This is a genomic window from Pseudomonas sp. BP01 (assembly GCF_022760795.1).
GTDB classification, from domain to species: Bacteria; Pseudomonadota; Gammaproteobacteria; order Pseudomonadales; family Pseudomonadaceae; genus Aquipseudomonas; species Aquipseudomonas putida_Q.
Window position 1 is genome coordinate 13,108 of record NZ_JAFBKA010000049.1, and the last position, 18,435, is coordinate 31,542.

Genomic DNA, 18,435 nt, shown 5'->3' on the forward strand with positions numbered 1-18,435 from the left:
AGGCCTCGTGGGCATCGGTGTCCCTGTGGGAGCTGGCTTGCCGGCGATAGGGCCGATACAGGTGTCCGCTTACTTGACGATCATCCCCACCCCACGCCCACGCGGATCGGAAGCGGTCTCAAGCTTCGCCCCATCCACCCGGATTGCCTGGATATCGCCCATCTCCCAGCCCTGGTCCTCCAGCACATAGCCCATCTGCTTCAGTTCATCCGCTACCGGCCCGGTCAGAGGTGCATAGCTGTCAAAGTAGATGGTGTCCTTGGGCAGCAACTGATGGTGCACGCGCTGCGCCGCCACCGCCTTGTCCAGCGGCATACCGTAGTCGTACAGGTTGTTCATGACCTGGAAGATCGAGGTGAAGATCCGCGAGCCCCCCGGGGTACCGATGACCAGCTCGACCTTGCCATCGCGAGTCATCAGGCTGGGGCTCATCGATGACAGCATGCGCTTGCCCGGCTCGATTGCGTTGGCATCGCCACCGACTACGCCAAAGGCATTGGCAGCGCCTGGCTTGGCGCTGAAGTCATCCATCTCGTCGTTGAGCAGGAAGCCTGCGCCCTTCACCACCACGCCGCTGCCGTAGTCGAGGTTGAGGGTGTAGGTGTTGCTGACCGCGTTGCCCTGCTTGTCGACGATCGAGAAATGCGTGGTCTGGTGCGGTTCAAGGCCCGGCTTGACCTTGTCGGTGGCGGAAATGGCCTTCGGGTTGACCTGCGCGGCGCGCTTGGCCAGGTAGTCCTTGGCCACCAGTTGGTCCACCGGCACCTTGGTAAAGGCCGGGTCGCCCAGGTAGTCGGCACGGTCGGCGAATACGCGCTTCTCGATTTCGGCCAACAGGTGGATGTACTGCGCCGAGTTGTGCGCCACCCCCTTGAAGTCCGCCGCGCGGTCTTCCTTGATGCCCAACAGCTGGGCCAAGGCGACGCCACCAGAGCTTGGCGGTGGCGCGGTGTAGACCACGTTGCCACGCCAGCTCACCGCCATCGGCTCACGCCATACGGCTTTGTAATCCTTCAAGTCATCCTTGGTGATCAGGCCCTTGTCAGCCTGCATCTGCGCCACCAGCAGGTCGGCGGTCTTGCCTTGGTAGAACTCGCTCACGCCCTTGTCAGCGATGCGTTCCAGGGTCTGGGCCATTTCTGGCTGCTTGAACAGCTCGCCGACCTTCATGTTGCCGAAGTAGTCATTGAAGTTGGTCGCCGTCTTGAACATGCCCTGGGCATCGTTGCGGTACTGGTACTGTTTTTCAGCTACCTTGAAGCCGTTTTTCGCATAGCCGATGGCCGGGGTCAGCAGCTCGCTCCAGGGCAGCTTGCCGAACTTCTGGTGCGCCTCCCAAAGGCCCATCACCGTGCCAGGCACACCCGCGGCGCGAACCCCGACCAGGCTGAGGTTTTCGATGACCTTGCCCTTGTCGTCCAGGTACATGTTGCGTGTAGCAGCCTTAGGCGCGACTTCGCGGTAATCGAGGAAGTAGGGCTTGCCGTCGACGAATAATGTCATGAACCCACCACCACCGATGTTACCGGCCTCCGGGTAAGTCACCGCCAGGGTGAAGGCCGTGGCCACTGCGGCGTCTACCGCGTTGCCACCCTTTTTCAGAATATCGGCGGCTACCTGTGCACCATATTGATCGGGTGCAGCCACCGCGCCGCCCTCCAGCGTGGCGGCATAAACCGAGGAACAGCTCAGGATCGCGGCTGCGAGAGCCAGGTACTGGAACGGGACAATACGCATGACACTTCCTTGGTGTTGTTTTTGTTGAGCAGTCAGTAAGGCCGAAGCGTTTCGACTGTGCAATCAACCGTAGGAAATTTCGCCGCCTGTGGACAGGATCTGTCGCGTTCAGGCAACTCAGCAGGCGTACATCGCCAGCTTGCGCTGGATAAAGTCGAGGAAGCACTGAATACGCAGCGCCAGCTGGGTATTGCGGTAGTACACCGCGTGGATCGGCTGGCGGTAGCCATTGTTGGCCTCCGCCAGGAGCACTTGCAGGCGCCCGGCGCGGATGTCCTCGTGGGTCATGAAGTGCGACAGGCTGACGATGCCCTCGCCGGCCAGTGCCAGCTGGCGCAGGGTCTCGCCGCTGGAGGCGATCAGTGCCGGGCGGATGCTGAAGCGGTCACCCTGGGCGTGGCGCAGCGGCCAATGGTTGAGCGATTCGGGCTGGCTGAAGCCGAGCAGGCAGTGGTTGGCAAGGTCTTCGACCCGCTGCGGCGTGCCGTGCTGCTCAAGGTACGCCGGGCTGGCCAGCACCTGCACCGGGCTGCACCCCAGGTTGCGCGCGTGCAGGCTGGAGTCGGCCAGTTCGCCGATGCGGATCGCCACATCGGTGCTTTGCTCCAGCAGGTCGATGATCAGGTCATCGGTGTTCAGTTCCAGCTCGATGCCTGGGTACTCGCGACGGAACTCACCGATCCACGGCAGGATGGCATGCAGCATGAACGGCGCAGCGGCGTTGATGCGCAAGCGCCCGGTGGGCGTCTGGTGGTTCATCGACAGGCGCTCTTCCATCTCGTCCATCTGCTCCAGGATCAACCGTGAGCGCTCAAGGAAATAGCGACCCTCTTCGGTGAGGTCCATGCGCCGGGTGGTGCGGTTGACCAGGGTGGTACCCAGCTTGCCCTCCAGGCGCGACAAGGTGCGGCTGACGGCGGACGGGGTCTGGCCCATCTGCTCGGCGGCGGCAGAAATCGAGCCGCAATCGATGACGGCGACGAATACCTGGAGTTCTTCGGATCGGGTTTTCACATCTGGGCCTGTGGTTGGACTGTGCAAGGATTAGATAGCCGCTTGTCGAGGCCAAGTCCAGAGGCGCCTGTACCGGCCTCTTCGCGGGCTTGCCCGCTCCCACAAGTACTGCACAGCGCTTGAGACCTGTGTAATACCTGTGGGAGCGGGCGAGCCCGCGAAGAGGCCAGAGCAGGCAACACATTACTTTGCCGTGCCAAACACCTTGTCCAGATGGGCTTCATAGGCTGCCAACGCCGCTGGCACATCCGGGCGCTTCATCACGTCCACCGCCAGGTAAGTCGGCAGGCTGGTCATGCCAAGGAACTGGTTGGCCTTGTGGAACGGGAAGTACACGGCATCCACACCCTTGCCTTCGAAGAAATCACTCGGGTCATCGAACGCCTGCTGCGGCGCATTCCAGGTCAGCGACAGCATGTACTGTTTGCCGTGCAGCAGGCCACCGCTGCCGTACTTCTGGGTGTGGTCCGAACGGGTACGGCCATCGTTGGCGTAAAGGCTGCCATGGCCAGCGGTAAAGACTTCGTCGATGTACTTTTTCACGGTCCAGGGTGCGCCCATCCACCAGCCCGGCATCTGGTAGACGATGACATCGGCCCAGAGGAACTTCTCTACCTCGGCCTGCACGTCGTAGCCGCCGTCGATGAAGGTTTGCTGCACATCGAAACCGGCACGGTCCAGGTGAGCGATGGCCGCTTCGTGCAAGGTCGCGTTGAGGCGGCCTTCGGAGTGAGCGAACTGTTTACCACCATTGAGCAGAAGGATCTTTTTCATGCTGGCCTCCCGGGCCGAGTCAAAATTGATGCCGGCAGGTTAGAGGCTCGCGGGGGAGGGATACAGCGATGACGGGGCAAAATACAATTGACCAGAAGTCACGAATGGACAAAGCATTATTGCCGTAGAATCGATTCACAACCCATCACCGAGTAGCGCCCCATGAGTGAGCAGTTCGCCTTCATCCTCAAAGCCAAGACCCGCCCGGAAATGGCTGATGCGTTCGAATCCCTGTTCCGCCCCTTCGTCGAGCCCAGCCGGCAGGAGCCGGGCTGCATCGAGTACCACATGCTGCGCGACCAGCAGGACCCGAGCCTGTTCGTATTCTTTGAAGTGTGGGCCGACCAGGCCGCGCTGGACGTGCACTCGGCCTTGCCGCACATGAAGGCGTTTTTTGAAAAGCGCATGGAATACCTGGAGCGCGATTTCGATATCCAGCGGGTCGACATGCTCAGCGCATCAAGCGCTAGCCGTTGATCAGCAAGTGGCCGCCGAGTGCGGCCAAGCCGATGAAGAAGCAACGCTTGAACATCTGCGCGCTGATGCGCTGGCGCAACCACTGCCCGGCCAGCATGCCGAGCAAGGCGGGCGCCAGCATCAGCAGCGAAGCCCCCAACGCCTGGCCACCGAGGGCATCCTGCCCGGCCAGGCCAACGGCCAGCGCAAGGGTCGAAACCGTGAACGACAGGCCCAGGGCCTGGATCATCTGTTCACGGGTCAGGCCCAGGCTCTGCAGGTAGGGCACAGCGGGTATCACGAACACCCCGGTTGCCGCCGTGACCAGCCCCGTCACCAGCCCGCAGGCCGGCCCCAGCCAACGCTCGTGCGCCGGCGCCAGGTGCACGCCCGGGCCGACCAGCCCGTACAACGCATACACCAGCAAGGCCGCACCCAGCGCGTGCACGGCCCATGGGCCACTGTCGATACCCATCCAGGCACTGCCCAGCAAGGTGCCAATGAAGATCAGCGTTAGCATCGGCCCCAGCCGCGCCAGCAACGGCCGCAGGTGCCCGCCGCTGGCCAGTTGCCAAAGGTTGGTGAGGGTCGAAGGCACGATCAGCAACGCGGCAGCCTGCGCCGGCGGCATAGCCAGGCCCAGCAGGCCCATGGCGATGGTCGGCAGGCCCAAGCCGATCACCCCCTTGACCGCGCCCGCCAGCAGGAAGGTCAGTACCACCAGCAGCGACAGTGCCGGGCCAATGTTGTGATAGAAAGCAAGCAAGGTTGTCATGGGCTGATGATGGCGGGTTCCGGGCAGCGGGAAAATCTGCCATATACTTAGCCAGACTCTTGCACTGACAGAGCCACATGCATTTCGACCTGATCGACCTCAAGCTGTTCCAGCACACCCTGGAGTGCGGCAACATCACCGCCGGCGCCAGCCGCAGCCACCTGTCGCTGCCGGCAGCCAGCGCGCGCATCCGCGCCATGGAGGCATCGCTGGGTACCCCGTTGCTGGAGCGTAACCGCCGGGGCGTGCAGCCGACACCGGCTGGTCAGGCACTGCTGCAGCATGCACGCCTGATAGGCCAGCAGGTCGAGCGCCTGCAGTTTGATCTGGGCCAGTACGCGCAAGGGCAGCAGGGCCAGGTACGCCTTTTATGCAACACAGCTGCACTTACGGAATACCTGCCGGAACTGCTGGCCGGCTACCTGGCTGAAAACCCCGGGGTCAGCGTGGATGTGCAAGAGCTGCCGAGCCTGCGCATTGTGCTGGCGATTACCCAGGGCATGGCGGATTTTGGCATCGTTTCAACCGCCGCCCCCAACGAACACCTGCAGACCCGCCCTTTTCGCGATGACCCGCTGGTACTGGTCACACCCTTGTGCCACCCGCTGGCCAGTGAGGTGGCGCCCCGCTTCATCGACAGCCTGGTGCATGGGTATGTCGGGCTGGGGGCCGGGAGCGCGTTGGCGTTGTACCTGGAAGAACAGGCGCTGCGTGAGGGGCGCCGTATGCAAGTGCGGGTGCGGGCCGAGGGTTTCGATGGGGTGATCCGCATGGTTGCAGGCGGGGCCGGCGTCGGGGTGGTGCCGCTGGCAGCAGTGAAGCGCTGGCAGGGCGTGCTGCCGTTGCACTGGGTGGCGTTGGAGGAGGCGTGGGCCAATCGCAAGTTGCTGGTGTGCGCGCGGGATTTTGCAGCGTTGCCGGGCTATGCCGCAGCACTGCTTGAACGGTTGATGGAAGCCTGAGGTTACGTCAGCGCCTGTCACGGCGCATTCGCGGGTAAACCCGTGTCCACAGAAGAACCGGTATTTCCAAGTTGACGCAAAACATGTGGGAACGGGTTTACCCGCGAAGCATGCTGTCACACAATAACGCCCTACCGCACCACGAAAAAAGGATTTTCCGGTGGCATCGATCTACCAGCTCAAACCCCGCTTCCAGGCCCTGTTGCGGCCAGCAGTCCAGCACCTATACGACCGCGGTGTCACCGCCAACCAGGTCACCGTCGCCGCCGCCGTGGTATCGATCCTGCTGGGCCTGCTGCTGGCTACCCTGCCCCACATTACCTGGCTGTTCATCCTGATCCCGGTGTGGATGCTGCTGCGCATGGCGCTGAATGCCGTCGACGGCATGCTGGCCAGGGAGTTCGGCCAGCAATCTACCTTGGGCGCCTACCTCAACGAACTCTGCGACGTGATCGCCGACGCGGCCCTGTACCTGCCCTTCGCCCTGCTGGCCGGGGTTTCACCGACGTTGGTGGTGCTGGTGGTGCTGTGCGCCACCTTTAGTGAATACGCCGGTGTCATGGGCCCGCTGGCCGGTGCCTCGCGGCGTTATGACGGCCCCATGGGCAAAAGCGACCGTGCCTTTGCCTTCGGCGTGCTGGGTACCGGCGTCGCCTTTGGCCTGCTGAACGGCAGCTGGATCAATGGTTTGCTGCTGGTCATCCTCGCGCTGTCGCTCTATACCCTCTACAACCGGGTTCGCCAGGGGCTGGCCGAAACCCGCTGAGCCCAAAGCCGCCGCAAATAAGGATGTTGAACATGCGCCAAGCGCAAGCGCTGCACTTCTCTACCCATGACGGTGTCGAGTTGCACTACCGTCATTGGCCTGCCACCCGTAACGAGCACCAGCCCCGCCGAGCCGTGGTAATGTTCCACCGCGGCCATGAACACGGCGGGCGCATGGCCCACCTGGCTGATGAGCTGGACATGCCGGGCTACGACTTCTTCGCCTGGGATGCCCGCGCCCATGGCCAGTCGCCAGGCGCACGTGGCGACAGCCCGGGGTTCGCCACCAGCGTGCGCGACGTGCAAACCTTCATCGAACATATCCAGGCCCATCACGGCATCGTCGAGCACGACCTGGTGGTGCTGGCGCAAAGCGTCGGCGCTGTGCTGATTGCCACCTGGGCCCACGACTACGCGCCCAAGGTGCGCTGCCTGGTGCTGGCCTCGCCAGCGTTCAAGGTCAAGCTGTACGTGCCATTCGCCCGCCCTGGCCTGAAGCTGCTCAAGGCCTTGCGCGGCAACTTCTTCGTCAACAGCTACGTCAAGCCACGCCTGCTTACACACGACCCCGAGCGTGTCATGTCGTACGTGGCCGACCCGCTGATCAGCCGGCCGATTTCGGTGACCATGCTGCTGGGCCTGTACGAAGCCGCTGACCGCGTGGTGGCGGATGCCCAGGCCATCCAGGTCCCGACCCAGTTGCTGGTATCCGGGGCCGACTTCGTGGTCGAGCGCCAGCCGCAGGAACGCTTTTTCGAACGCCTTGGCAGCACGCGCAAGGAAATGCACATCCTGCCGGGCTTCTTCCACGACACCCTTGGCGAGCGTGACCGGGCCCATGCCCTGAAGCGCATCGAGCGGTTTGTGGAACACTGCTTCGCCAGCCCCGCCGCCCTGCCGTCACTGCTCGATGCCGACAAGACCGGCGCCAGTTGCGCCGAAGCCGAAAGCCTGGCTGCACCGTTGCCACGCCACTCGCCGCGTGACCTTTACTGGCGCGCCACCCGCGCGGGGCTAAGCCTGGGCAAGGGGCTGTCTACGGGTGTGAAACTGGGCTTCGACACCGGCTTCGATTCGGGCAGCACCCTCGACTACGTGTACCGCAACCAACCCACCGGCAAGGGCAAGCTGGGCCGCCTGGTCGACCAGAACTACCTCGACGCCATTGGCTGGCGTGGCATTCGCCAGCGCAAGCTGCACGTCGAGGAACTGCTGCGCTTGGCCATCGCTCGGCTGCGCGAACAACAGCGGCCTGTGCACATTGTCGATATCGCCGCCGGCCATGGCCGCTACATCCTCGAAGCCCTGCAAGACCTTGAGCAGTTGCCGGACTCGATCCTGCTGCGCGACTACAGCGAGCTGAACGTGCAGCAAGGCAGCGCGCTGATCACTGAGAAGGGCCTGGCCGACATTGCCCGCTTCGTCCAAGGGGATGCCTTCGACCGCCAGAGCCTGGCCACGATGGAGCAGCCGCCGACCCTGGCGGTGGTCTCGGGGCTCTACGAACTGTTCCCCAGCAACCAACTGGTGGGCAACTCACTGGCCGGCCTGGCCGATGCCGTGGAAGATGGCGGTTATCTGGTCTACACCGGCCAGCCGTGGCACCCGCAACTGGAGATGATCGCCCGCGCCCTTACCAGCCACAGGGGTGGCGAGGCCTGGGTGATGCGACGCCGCAGCCAGGCCGAAATGGACCAGTTGGTAGAGGCAGCCGGCTTCCGCAAGCTGGCCCAGCGCATCGATGAATGGGGTATTTTCAGCGTCAGCCTGGCACAGCGGGTGCGCTGAATGAACCCACCACGCGAGCCAGGGCTGGTCCGCCGGGGCGTGTTCTGGCTTCTGCTGCTGGGGCCGTTGTTCTTCCTCAGCTACGGGCTGGCGAACAACCATACGGCCGGGCGCAGTGATGTCGGCAGCCTGGTGTTCGACTGGGAACGCGGCATGCCGCTGTGGCCCTGGACGATCATCCCGTACTGGTCGATCGATTTGCTCTACGGGCTGTCCTTCCTGCTGCCGCGCACGCGCCAGGAAATGGACCGGCACGCGCTGGCACTGCTCAGCGCACAAGTGATCAGCGTCACCTGCTTCCTGCTGTGGCCGCTACGGTTCACCTTCGAACGGCCGGAGCTGGGTGGGCTGTTCGGCTGGCTGTTCGATGTGCTGATGGGCTTCGACAAGCCGTTCAACCAGGCGCCATCGCTGCACATTGCGCTGCTGGTGATCATCTGGACGATGTTTGCCCGGCATGTGCAGCGCCAGCCCTGGCGATGGCTGATGCATGGCTGGATGGCGTTGATCGGGGTGTCGGTACTGACCACCTGGCAGCATCATTTTATCGATGTACCCACGGGGGCATTGGCGGGGTTTGCCTGCGTCTGGCTGTGGCCGTATCAGGGGCGACTGCCCTGGCAACAGGCGCGCCTTGCACAGGATGCCAAGCGCTGGCGGGTGGCGTTCTACTATGCCGTGGGCGCTATTTTGTGCGCTGTGCCTGCCGTTGTGTCGGGCGGCGCCTGGTTGTGGTTGGCCTGGCCGGCCGTGTCGCTGGCGCTGGTTGCGCTGAACTATGGTGTGTTGGGTGCAGGCGGGTTTCAGAAAGGCGCCGATGGGCGCTTGTCGAATGCGGCCAGCTGGCTGCTGTCACCGTATTTGGTCGGCGCGTGGGTCAATTCGCGGCTATGGACCCGGCACCACCCACAGGCCGATGACGTGTGCGATGGCGTGTATCTGGGGAGGATCCCTGGGCGCAGCACGCAGTTCGCTGCGCTTGTCGATTTGTGCGCCGAGCTGCCGTGCAAAGCTCAAGGCAGCGCCAACCGTTGTAGGAGCGGCCTTGTGTCGCGAAAGGGCTGCGCAGCAGCCCCGGCAATGTCTGCTGCGAAGCTGAAAAACCGGGGCCGCTTCGCGCCCCTTTCGCGACACAAGGCCGCTCCTACAACGGCCGAGTCAGCCTTTGAGTATCAGTGTTTCCCTACCCTGGATCTGATAGCGCCGGACGTTGTCCTGCTACAGCAGGCCGCCGAGGCCATCGAACGCCTGCGCGCCCAAGGCCCCGTACTGGTCTGCTGCGCTCTGGGCTATTCGCGCAGCGCCAGCGCCGTGGCCGCTTGGCTGCTGCTCTCCGGCCGCTGCAGCAACGCCCAGCAGGCCGAAGCACTGATCCGCAAAGCCCGCCCCGGCATCGTCCTGCACCTGGCACACCGGCGGGCCCTGCAACAGCTTGGAGCACAGCCATGAACCTGCGTGTGGTGGCTAGCCTGCTGGGTCGCGGCAAACAGCTGGAACGCTTGTCCGACGGCCTCACCCTGCTGGCCCTGGCCTACGGCCTTGCACCTTTGTTGGGTGCACCCCTTCAGCCGCTGGCTAGCTTGCTGTGCGGGGTGCTGCTGGTGCTTGGCGTGATGCACAAGTACTGGGCCATCCGCGTGGCCATAGATGCCGACCTGTTCACCCACCTCGCCAGCAGCAACCACCTGGCAGCAGACACTCAGGCCTTGGACCGCGCCCTGTTCGAGCTGAAACTGAAACCGCAGGCCACGGACGCCCGCGCCTGGCCTGAACGCAACCAAGCCGCGTTGAACCTGTTGCGCCGCCAGGCAGTGTGCCTGGGCCTGCAGCTGTCGCTGGCTTTGGCTACCCTGCTGACACTGCCTTTGAAGGGATGACCACCGATCCATGCTCGCCAACCTGACCGCCTACCTCATCACCTCCGCCGCCCGCCTGATCACGGGCGCCCGCGCGCTGTGGCTGGGGTGCACGCCGCTGCCGGTACAGCGCTTGTACTTCGCCAACCACAGCAGCCACGGTGACTTCGTGCTGCTGTGGGCTTCACTGCCGCAACCCTTGCGCAAACGCACCCGCCCGGTGGCCGGTGCGGACTACTGGGCCAAGCCGGGCATGCGCGATTTTCTCATTCGCAAGGTGTTCAACGGCGTATTGATCGACCGCCAACGCAGCGAAGGCCAAGGCAGCCCGCTACAGCCGATCCTTGAGGCCGTGGCCCAAGGTGACTCGCTGATCTTCTTCCCGGAAGGCACGCGTAACCTGGGCGACGAGCCATTGATGCCGTTCAGAAGCGGGTTGTACCACCTGGCTGCGGCCAACCCCGACGTCGAGCTGGTACCGGTATGGATCGCCAACCTCAACCGGGTGATGCCCAAAGGCCGTGCCCTGCCCCTGCCGTTGCTGTGCACACTGAGCTTTGGCGAACCGCTGCACCTGCACGCTGATGAAAGCAAGCAGGCCTTTCTCGAGCGGGCCAGCCAGGCCCTGCTGACCCTGGCCCCGAAGGATGCCTGACATGGACGACAACACCCTTTCCCTGTTCGCCGGCATCGGCGCCCTGCTGCTGCTCGCCAGCGTGACCGGCCGCCTGCTCAAGTGGCGCGCCGGCCCGGCGCCACACGCGGTGATCGACAACCTCAACGCCCGCATCAACGCCTGGTGGGTGATGGTGCTGGTGATCGGCATCGCCTTCCTGTTCGGTAAATACGGCGTGATCGTGCTGTTCTATGGCGTGTCGTTCTACGCCCTGCGCGAGTTCATGACCCTCACCCCGACCCGGCGCAGCGACTACCCGGCGCTGGTGGCAGCGTTTTATGTGGCATTGCCGGTGCAGTACGTGCTGATCGCCATGGACTGGTACGGCCTGTTCAGCATCTTCATCCCGGTGTACCTGTTCCTGCTGCTGCCGATTTTGGCCAGCTTCGGCGGCGATACCACGCGCTTTCTCGAACGGGCGTCAAAGGTGCAGTGGGGGCTGATGATCGCGGTGTACTGCGTGTCGTCGGTACCCGCCTTGATGACCCTGGACATCCCCGGCTACGAGGGGCGCAACCTGCTGCTGATCGCCTGGCTGATCCTGGTGGTGCAGATCAGCGACGTGCTGCAATACGTGTGCGGCAAGTTGTTTGGCAAGCACAAGGTGGCCCCCAACCTGTCACCGTCCAAGACCGTGGAAGGGTTGGCCGGCGGCGTGGCACTGGCCACGCTGATCGGCGCCCTGTTGTGCTGGATCACCCCGTTCACCTTCTGGCAGGCCGCGCTGATGGCGTTGGCGGTCAACGCCATGGGCTTCTTCGGCGGGCTGGTGATGTCGGCGATCAAGCGCGACCGCGGGGTGAAGGACTGGGGCCACATGATCGAAGGCCACGGCGGCATGCTCGACCGCATGGACTCGGTGTGCTTTGCCGCGCCGGTGTTCTTCCACTTTGTGCGGTACTGGTGGGCGTAGCCAATATCAAACGTCTGGCATAGCGCGACCAGACAGCTGGACGTCGAGCCCAGGCAACTGCGGCTCGGCCGATGGCCCTATGGTGACCCGTCATTCAACCAGTCACCAGGAGTTGTCCCATGTCCGATTTCATCACCGTGCTGCGCGAAACCTGCCCGACGCCGGTCGTGGACGCTACCAAGTGGAAGCGCATCGGCGGCGATCCGCACACCGTCAACCTCAATGCCTACCTGTCGGCCGACGGCAGCAAGATCATGGGCACCTGGATCTGCACCCCGGGCAAGTTCGAGGTCAACTACGAGAAGTGGGAGTTCTGCCACTTCCTTGATGGCTACTGCATCATCACCCCGGAAGGCGAAGAGCCGAAGCACCTGAAGGCCGGTGACGTGTTCGTGATCGAGCCCGGGATGAAAGGCACCTGGGAAGTGGTCGAGACCGTGCGCAAGTATTTCGTCTTCGCCTGATTTGTAAACTTCACCGGCCCTATCGCCGGCAAGCCGGGCTCCCACAGATACAGCACTGGCCTTCAACCCAGCGCTGTACCTGTGGGAGCCCGGCTTGCCTGCGATAGGGCCGGAACAGGCAAAAAAAATCGCGGGGCAGGTGCCCTTCCCTCTGGTGCGCAGTTACAGAGGGAAGGCCGCCTGGCCCGCGATGAAGCCCACCTCTTGCGTCAATCTTTCTTGCGATAACCCTCGACGATGGCCGAGAAGTCCTTGCCTCCCTCGCCACGCAGGCTCATGGCCTGATACAGCTGCTGGGCCACGGCGCCGAGGATCACCGGTTGGTGCGCCTGGCGTGCCGCTTCGGTGGCCAGCCCCAAATCCTTGAGCATCAGTTCGGCACCAAAGCCGCCGGTATAGCCACGCGATGCCGGCGCCGTCTCGATAATGCCCGGCCACGGGTTGTAGGTATCCGAACTCCAGCAGCGCCCGGTCGAGCTGTTGATAATGCCGGCCAGCACCTTGGTATCGATGCCCAGCGCGTTGCCCAGGGCCATGGCCTCGGACACACCGATCATCGAGATGCCCAACAGCAGGTTGTTGCAGATTTTGGCGATCTGCCCGGTGCCGACTTCACCGCAGTGCACGATGTTGCGGCCCATCTGCTCCAGTACCGGCTTGAGCGTGGCGAACAGCTCGGCGCTGGCGCCGACCATGAAGGTCAGGGTGCCGGCCGCCGCGCCGCCAGTGCCACCGGACACCGGCGCGTCGCCCATGTCCACGCCCTTGGCCGCTGCCGCCCTGGACACATCACGGGCGGTCTGCGGGTCGATGGTGCTGCAGTCCACGGTAGGCGTACCGGCACGAATACCGGCCAACACGCCATCTTCGTTCAGGTACACGCTGCGCACATGGGCCGCAGCCGGCAGCATGGTGATCACCAGCTCGCTGTTGGCCGCCGCGTCCTTGGGCGAGGGGCTGATCTGCCCACCCAGTTCTGCCAGCTCGGCCAGCACGGCCTTGTTGAGGTCGAACAGGTTCAGTTGGTGCCCGGCCTTGATCAGGTTGCGGGCCATGGGCGCGCCCATGTTGCCCAAGCCGATGAATGCAATACGCATGACTTCTCCTTAGCGCAGGCTGATGGTGGTGTTCACACCGTCATTGACGCTGTCGTCATCGAACCAGCGGGCGGTGACGGTCTTGGTCTGAGTGTAGAACTGCACCACTTGCTTGCCGTACGGGCCGAGGTCGCCGAGTTTGGAGCCACGGGAGCCGGTGAAGCTGAAGAACGGGACCGGTACAGGGATCGGAATGTTGATGCCGACCTGGCCGATATCGATTTCGCTCTGGAACTTGCGCGCCGCCGCGCCGCTCTGGGTGAACAGGCCGGTGCCATTACCGAACGGGTTGGCGTTGACCAGCGCGATGGCCTCATCGAGGGTATCGACCTCCAGGGTTACCAGCACCGGGCCGAAGATTTCCTGGGTATACACCTGCATGTCGGTCTTCACGCCCGAGAACAGGGTTGGGCCAACGAAGTTGCCTTGCTCGTAACCCGGCACAGTGACCTCGCGGCCGTCGAGTTCCAGCTTGGCGCCTTCCTTGATGCCGCTTTCGATCAGGCCCAGCACACGCTCCTTGGCGCGCTTGGAAACCACCGGGCCCACGTCGGTGCCCGGTTCGCAGCCGGCATTGACCTTGAGCTTGCTCGCCGCGTCCTTGATGTCGGGCAGCCACTCACGGGCCTTGCCCACCAGCACCGCCACCGAGGTGGCCATGCAGCGCTGGCCCGCCGCGCCGAAGGCGGCACCGACCAGGGCGTTGACGGTTTGCGTGCGGTTGGCATCGGGCAGCACCACCGCGTGGTTCTTGGCGCCCATCATCGACTGCACGCGCTTGCCGTGCTGGCTGCCAAGGTTGTACACGTGGGTACCAACTTCAGTAGAGCCGACGAAGGAAATGGCCTTGATGTCCTGGTGCGTGCAGATGGCGTCCACCACTTGCTTGCCACCGTGCACTACGTTGAGCACGCCCGCCGGTACGCCGGCTTCAAGCGCCAGCTCGACCAGCAGCATGGTCGACAGCGGATCCTGCTCGGACGGTTTGAGCACGAAGGTGTTGCCGCAGACGATGGCCATGGGGAACATCCACAGCGGGATCATTGCCGGGAAGTTGAACGGGGTGATACCGGCGCATACGCCGATTGGCTGGCGCAGGGTATAGGTATCGACACCGCCCGCGACGTTCTCGGCGAATTCGCCCATTTGCAGGGTGCCAATGGACGCGGCGTGTTCGACCACTTCCAGGCCCCGGAAGATGTCGCCTTCAGCGTCGGCCAGGGTTTTGCCCTGCTCGGCGCTGAGCACCTGGGCAATGCGTTTGGTGTGTTCGCGGATCAGCGCCTGCAGCTTGAGCATGATGCGCATGCGCGCGCCGATCGGGGTATTTCGCCAGGTCTGGAAGGCGCGGTGGGCAGCGGCTACAGCAGCGTCGACTTCCTCGACAGTGGCGAACGGCACGCGCGCCAGCACCTCTTGGGTGGCCGGGTTGACGATGTCGCGCCATTCGGTAGTTTTCGATTCGACCCACTGGCCGTCGATCAGCAGCTTCACCTGCTCGATCTTGGTGCTGTTAGGGGACTGCGGTGCGTTCATCTGCGTTCTCCTTGGAATTATTGTCGGGACGAGATCGCCAGCGCCAAGCAAACGCGAGGTGGCGTCCTGAGGCTTGTTTCGAGTATAGATGTGCAAACATCCAACAAGAACGCACAAAAAAACCGGATCATCATGCAAAAAGACCTCACATCCCTGAGCGCGCTCAACTGGGACGACCTGAAGTTTTTCCTCGAAGTGGCGCGCACCCGCAAAGCCAGCAGCGCCGCCAAACGCCTGAGCGTGGACTACACCACGGTGTCGCGGCGCATCAGCTCGCTGGAAGGGGCGCTGGGCACGTTGCTGTTCGAAAAATCGCGGACCAACGGCTTTGTCCTTACCGCCGAGGGCCAACGCTTGCTCGGCTATGCCGAGTCGATCGAAAGCACGCTGCACATGGCGTGCGAGCAGGTGTCCGGGTCGGGCGTGGCGTTGTCGGGGCATGTGCGCATGGGCTGCACCGAGGGCTTCGGCAGCTTTTTCATCACCCCGCAGTTAAGCCACTTCGTTGATGCCTACCCCGCGATCTCGGTGGATATCCTGCCACTGCCGCACTTCATCAGCCTGTCCAAGCGCGAGGCGGACATCGTCATTGCATTGGAGCGGCCGGAGCATGGGCCTTATGTGTGCTGCAAACTGTGCGATTACCGCTTGCGGCTGTATGCGACCCAAGACTACCTGGACAGCCACACCCCGATCCGCCAGGTGGCCGACCTGGCCAGGCACCCGTTCATCAGTTACGTGGACGACCTGGCGTTCAGTTCGGAGCTTTTGTACCTGGCCAACCTGATTCCCGGCGCCAGCGCGCACTTGCGCAGTACCAGCGTGATTGCCCAGTACACGGCCGCACTGCAGGGGCGTGGGTTGGCGATACTGCCGTGTTTCCTTGCGGCGCAAGACCCGCGACTGGTGACGGTGCTGCCGGAGGAGATCGAGGTGACGCGGCAATTCTGGATGTATTGCCGGGAGGATTTGCGCAAGTTGAAGCGGATTACCCTGTTGTGGGATTACATCCGTGGGGTGACTGAGGCGAATGCGCCGTTGTTGATGGGGGAAACCCGCGAGATGCGCTTTGCCCAGGAATAATGGGGCTGCATAGCTCCTTTGTAGGAGCAGCCTTGTGCTGCGAAGGGGCCAGTCATGGCAATACAACTGCTGTGCCTGGTCTGGCCTCTTCGCAGCACAAGGCTGCTCCTACAGAGAAATGTGATAGCTCAGAGGACAGCGGTCAGTAGGACGCCACCACTATCGACACCCGACGGTTCTCGGTACGCCCGGCACTGGTGCGGTTGTCCGCCACCGGCTGGCTGCTACCCAGGCCACGGCTCTGGATATTCTGCGCCTGCATGCCAACCCCTACCAGTGCCTTGGTCACGCTCTGCGCACGGCGTTCGGACAGCTGCTGGTTGTACGCCGCCTTGCCCGACGAATCGGCATGCCCGTCCACCCGTACACCCTGGATGCCAACGCCAAGCAGCGCCTTGCCAATGCGCTCGACAATCGCCTGGCTCGGGCCGTTAAGGCCATCCAGGTCGCTGCCGAACAGCACCTTGCCAGACAAGTCGTAGGCCCAGCCTTCATCGGTTGGGGTAAAGCCTTCGCGCTTGAGTACGGCAATCTGTTCGGGGGTCAGGCCCTTGGGGGGTGCGCTCTGGCAACCGGTCAGCGCCAGCACGGCGAGCAACAAGGCCCAAAGGGGAAAACGTAAAGCGTGTATCACGGGTTCAACTCCTGTTTTTGATTTCATTGGCGGACCGTTCCGTCTGCGCCACTTGCCAATGGCCTCGGCGTTTGCGCTTGGCCTGGTACATCGCCGCATCGGCGGCATTGAGAAGACTGGCGGGGTCAGCGCCGTCATCCGGGTAATAGGCAATACCGACACTCAGTGAGGTGGCGATACTGCGGCCACTGTCCAGCTGCACGGGCAGCTTCATGCTGGCAACAATCTTCTCGGCGATGAGCTCGGCGTCCTCGCGCGACTGCAAAGGTGTGAGCAGTACCGCGAACTCATCACCGCCCAAGCGTGCCACCAGGTCGTGCTCGCGCAGTTGGGCACGCACACGGTCGGCCACGCTGATCAGTACTTCGTCACCCACGGCATGGCCGAGGGTGTCGTTGATCTGCTTGAAGTGGTCGCTGTCCAGGAACAGCAGCGCCAGGTGGTCCTGCTGCCGCGCAGCGTTACGCACGCTGCGGTTCAGGCGCCCTTCGAAGAAGGCGCGGTTGGGCAGGCCGGTCAGGCTGTCGTGGCTGGCCTGGTGGGCCAGGGTCTGGTTTTCGTTCTGCAGGTGGCTGTGCCATACCTCGAGTTCGTCGAGCAGGGCGTTGAAGTCGTTGCCCAGTTCGTTGAGTTCGGCAATCGGCGCCTCCGGCACACGGCGGTCGAAACTGCGCTCGCGGCGAGCGGCGTGGGCGACACTGGCCAGGCCACGTAGCGGGCGAGTGATGTCGTTGAGCAGGCGCCGTGACAGATACTGGGCCGCCAAGGCGCTGAGAATCGTGCAGAACAGGATGCCAGCCAGGCCGCTGAGCAAAAACAGCAACAGGCTACGGCCCTGGCCGACCAGCTCGATGTGCCCGACCTGCTGTTGCTGGTGCAGGATCGGCAGGTTGATCGGCTCATCCAGCAAGGCAGTGGCAACCTGCACTTCAAGCTTGGCGAGCATGCCAGTATCGGCGCGTTGCCAGTGCGCCAGCAGCCCGCCTTCGCCGTTGAAGACCTTGGCCTCGGCCACTTCCTCTTTACTGGCGATCAGTGCCAGCGATTCATTGGCTGCGGCACTGTCGTCGAATACCACTGCCGCTTCCACGGTGTAGTTGATCGAACGGGCGATCAGGTGCAGGTTGTGGTTGGCGTAGACGCGCAGGGCGAGCACGCCCAACAGGGTGAGTGAAATACCGGCCAGGCCCACGGCGAGCAAGGCAACGCTGAGGTGGCCACGGCCAAGCACCGAGCGCAGGGTCGGGCGCACACCATGCTTGCGGGTCGGCTTCATGGCTGCACCGCCCGGCGCCGCGATAATTGCAGCACACTGGGGTGGATGCGTACCCCGGAACGCGCCACCGAGTCGAGGTTGATGTCAAAGGCCACCTGCTGGTCGCTGACCCGCAGGCAGAACAGGCTGCCCACCGTGCACGGGTCGTTCGCTTCGCTGATGCTCAGTACCGGGTGGCCGCTGACACGCTCGAACAGCCGATCACGCTGGCCTTGGTCAAGTTTGCCGATGTAAATGGCATCGCAGGCCTGGGCAACCTGAGTGTCTTCTGCCAGCAGGCGCCGCACCTGCAGCGGGCGGCCGGACTCCTGCACATGGCCTTTGATCAGGTCATCGGCGTATTCGGTCGGGCCGACCAGGCACAAGCGCAAGGGTGAAGGTTCGACGGGCCAGCGGGCGTAACTGAAGATGCCGAGTACCACTTGGGTGACGGCCTTGGCACGTTGCTGCGCCTGGGCGGCGGTTGTGCCGGGGTCTGCCTGGGCAGGGCCTGCGCAAAGGAACAGGACGGCCAGCAATAGCGAAAGCGCACAGCTTGTCACTCGCCTTGCGGCCACCTTCATGTGGGAAATCTCTTAAAGTCCCTTCCGATATCGGCGCAACGATAGCACATGGCCGCATGGTTGTAG

Annotated in this window: 19 protein-coding genes; 10 read left to right on the forward strand and 9 right to left on the reverse strand. The window is 63.5% G+C overall.

The window, feature by feature from the left end:
* Positions 1-69: 69 nt before the first annotated feature.
* From ggt to JOY50_RS27545, 3 genes are all read right to left on the reverse strand, one after another.
* Positions 70-1,737, reverse strand: a complete 1,668-nt coding sequence (ggt, locus tag JOY50_RS27535; RefSeq protein WP_243056129.1) for a gamma-glutamyltransferase — start codon at positions 1,735-1,737, stop codon at positions 70-72.
* Between the two features lie 117 nt (positions 1,738-1,854).
* The gene (locus JOY50_RS27540) at positions 1,855-2,751 is read right to left on the reverse strand and encodes a LysR family transcriptional regulator (protein ID WP_019473093.1); all 897 of its coding nucleotides are present in this window, start codon (positions 2,749-2,751) and stop codon (positions 1,855-1,857) included.
* A 183-nt stretch (positions 2,752-2,934) separates the two neighbouring features.
* The gene (locus tag JOY50_RS27545) at positions 2,935-3,525 is read right to left on the reverse strand and encodes an NAD(P)H-dependent oxidoreductase (protein WP_243056130.1); all 591 of its coding nucleotides are present in this window, start codon (positions 3,523-3,525) and stop codon (positions 2,935-2,937) included.
* Positions 3,526-3,687: 162 nt separating this feature from the next.
* Between JOY50_RS27545 and JOY50_RS27550 the strand changes: the two genes are divergently transcribed.
* Positions 3,688-4,002: a putative quinol monooxygenase gene (locus JOY50_RS27550; protein ID WP_132842590.1), complete on the forward strand. Its 315-nt coding sequence runs from the start codon at positions 3,688-3,690 to the stop codon at positions 4,000-4,002.
* On the opposite strand, the gene JOY50_RS27555 is transcribed toward JOY50_RS27550, so the two are convergent.
* The gene (locus JOY50_RS27555) at positions 3,992-4,756 is read right to left on the reverse strand and encodes a sulfite exporter TauE/SafE family protein (RefSeq protein ID WP_243056131.1); all 765 of its coding nucleotides are present in this window, start codon (positions 4,754-4,756) and stop codon (positions 3,992-3,994) included. The genes JOY50_RS27550 and JOY50_RS27555 overlap by 11 nt on opposite strands.
* A 77-nt stretch (positions 4,757-4,833) precedes the next feature.
* On the opposite strand from JOY50_RS27555, the gene JOY50_RS27560 reads away from it, so the two are divergent.
* From JOY50_RS27560 to JOY50_RS27595, 8 genes are all read left to right on the forward strand, one after another.
* Positions 4,834-5,718 carry a LysR family transcriptional regulator gene (locus tag JOY50_RS27560; protein WP_132842595.1) on the forward strand — a complete coding sequence of 295 codons (885 nt, stop codon included), beginning with the start codon at positions 4,834-4,836 and terminating at the stop codon, positions 5,716-5,718.
* Positions 5,719-5,878: 160 nt separating this feature from the next.
* Positions 5,879-6,484, forward strand: coding sequence for a CDP-alcohol phosphatidyltransferase family protein (locus JOY50_RS27565; protein ID WP_132842597.1), 606 nt, complete (start codon positions 5,879-5,881; stop codon positions 6,482-6,484).
* A 32-nt stretch (positions 6,485-6,516) separates the two neighbouring features.
* A complete protein-coding gene (locus JOY50_RS27570; RefSeq protein WP_243056132.1) occupies positions 6,517-8,271 on the forward strand; it encodes a bifunctional alpha/beta hydrolase/class I SAM-dependent methyltransferase in 1,755 nt (584 codons plus the stop codon).
* Positions 8,272-9,720, forward strand: a complete 1,449-nt coding sequence (locus JOY50_RS27575; RefSeq protein ID WP_243056133.1) for a phosphatase PAP2/dual specificity phosphatase family protein — start codon at positions 8,272-8,274, stop codon at positions 9,718-9,720. It begins immediately after the preceding gene.
* Positions 9,717-10,148, forward strand: coding sequence for a hypothetical protein (locus JOY50_RS27580; protein ID WP_138737490.1), 432 nt, complete (start codon positions 9,717-9,719; stop codon positions 10,146-10,148). The genes JOY50_RS27575 and JOY50_RS27580 overlap by 4 nt, the downstream gene beginning before the upstream one ends.
* Positions 10,149-10,158: 10 nt before the next feature.
* Positions 10,159-10,782 carry a lysophospholipid acyltransferase family protein gene (locus tag JOY50_RS27585; protein WP_132842605.1) on the forward strand — a complete coding sequence of 208 codons (624 nt, stop codon included), beginning with the start codon at positions 10,159-10,161 and terminating at the stop codon, positions 10,780-10,782.
* A gap of 1 nt (position 10,783) precedes the next feature.
* Positions 10,784-11,716 carry a phosphatidate cytidylyltransferase gene (locus tag JOY50_RS27590; protein WP_016489124.1) on the forward strand — a complete coding sequence of 311 codons (933 nt, stop codon included), beginning with the start codon at positions 10,784-10,786 and terminating at the stop codon, positions 11,714-11,716.
* Positions 11,717-11,835: 119 nt separating this feature from the next.
* Positions 11,836-12,180 (forward strand): cupin domain-containing protein, encoded by a 345-nt coding sequence (locus JOY50_RS27595; RefSeq protein WP_003258412.1) that lies wholly within the window; start codon positions 11,836-11,838, stop codon positions 12,178-12,180.
* Between the two features lie 209 nt (positions 12,181-12,389).
* Here JOY50_RS27595 and mmsB read toward each other — a convergent pair whose 3' ends face one another.
* Positions 12,390-13,277, reverse strand: coding sequence for a 3-hydroxyisobutyrate dehydrogenase (gene mmsB / locus JOY50_RS27600; protein WP_019473211.1), 888 nt, complete (start codon positions 13,275-13,277; stop codon positions 12,390-12,392).
* Between the two features lie 9 nt (positions 13,278-13,286).
* On the reverse strand, positions 13,287-14,813 hold the full coding sequence (locus tag JOY50_RS27605) for a CoA-acylating methylmalonate-semialdehyde dehydrogenase (protein WP_132842609.1): 1,527 nt from the start codon (positions 14,811-14,813) through the stop codon (positions 13,287-13,289).
* A 132-nt stretch (positions 14,814-14,945) separates the two neighbouring features.
* On the opposite strand from JOY50_RS27605, the gene JOY50_RS27610 reads away from it, so the two are divergent.
* Positions 14,946-15,896: a LysR family transcriptional regulator gene (locus JOY50_RS27610; RefSeq protein ID WP_138737493.1), complete on the forward strand. Its 951-nt coding sequence runs from the start codon at positions 14,946-14,948 to the stop codon at positions 15,894-15,896.
* A 142-nt stretch (positions 15,897-16,038) separates the two neighbouring features.
* Here JOY50_RS27610 and JOY50_RS27615 read toward each other — a convergent pair whose 3' ends face one another.
* The 3 genes from JOY50_RS27615 to JOY50_RS27625 are packed head-to-tail and all read right to left on the reverse strand — an operon-like array spanning position 16,039 to position 18,369.
* Positions 16,039-16,530 carry an OmpA family protein gene (locus tag JOY50_RS27615; RefSeq protein WP_132842625.1) on the reverse strand — a complete coding sequence of 164 codons (492 nt, stop codon included), beginning with the start codon at positions 16,528-16,530 and terminating at the stop codon, positions 16,039-16,041.
* Positions 16,531-16,534: 4 nt separating this feature from the next.
* Entirely contained in the window at positions 16,535-17,806 is a 1,272-nt protein-coding gene (locus tag JOY50_RS27620) for a diguanylate cyclase domain-containing protein (RefSeq protein ID WP_132842627.1), read from the reverse strand.
* Positions 17,803-18,369 carry a YfiR family protein gene (locus tag JOY50_RS27625; protein ID WP_243056134.1) on the reverse strand — a complete coding sequence of 189 codons (567 nt, stop codon included), beginning with the start codon at positions 18,367-18,369 and terminating at the stop codon, positions 17,803-17,805. Before JOY50_RS27625 ends, JOY50_RS27620 begins: the two co-directional genes overlap by 4 nt.
* Positions 18,370-18,435 lie beyond the last annotated feature (66 nt).